This window comes from Gemmobacter denitrificans, from assembly GCF_036964905.1.
Classification (GTDB): Bacteria; Pseudomonadota; Alphaproteobacteria; order Rhodobacterales; family Rhodobacteraceae; genus Gemmobacter; species Gemmobacter denitrificans.
In genome coordinates this window covers 1-661 of sequence record NZ_JBALHR010000061.1, presented here as the reverse complement: position 1 = coordinate 661, position 661 = coordinate 1, and the positions used below count along the sequence as shown (strand labels likewise).

Below are 661 nucleotides of genomic sequence, written 5' to 3'. Positions count from 1 at the left end.
CTGAATGGCGGTGCGGGGGCCGATACGATGCTGGGCGGCACCGGCAATGACCGCTACAATGTCGACAGCTATTCCGATGTGGTGACCGAAAATTCCGGCGAAGGCACGGACGAGATCCGTACCGGTCTGTCCAGCTATTCGATCTTCGGCCAGGCCAATATCGAAAACCTGACCGCCATCGGCGGCAGCGCCACCCTGACCGGCAATGCCGGCACCAACGTGCTGACCGGCGCGGGCGGCAATGACAGTCTGAACGGGTCGGGCGGCAATGACACGCTGCTGGGCAATGCCGGCAATGACACGCTGGAAGGCGGGGCCGGGGCCGACAGCATGACGGGCGGATCGGGCGATGACCGTTACGCGGTGGACAGCTATTCCGATGTGGTGGTCGAGACGGCGGGCGGTGGCACCGATACCATCATCACCGCTCTGTCCAGCTATTCGATCTTCGGCCAGGCCAATGTCGAAAACCTGACCGCCACCGGCGGCAGCGCCACCCTGACCGGCAATGCCGGCAACAATGCCCTGACCGGCGCGGGCGGCAATGACCGGCTGATCGGTTCGGGCGGCAATGACACGCTGACCGGCAATGGCGGCAATGACACGCTGGAAGGCGGGGCTGGCACCAACAGCCTGGCAGGCGGATCGGGCGATGATACCT

1 protein-coding gene is annotated in these 661 nt (G+C 64.9%); it reads left to right on the top strand.

Features of this window, described 5'->3' with window-relative positions:
• Positions 1-661: calcium-binding protein (locus tag V6590_RS20845; RefSeq protein WP_335425634.1), on the top strand; the 661-nt coding region annotated here is incomplete at both ends.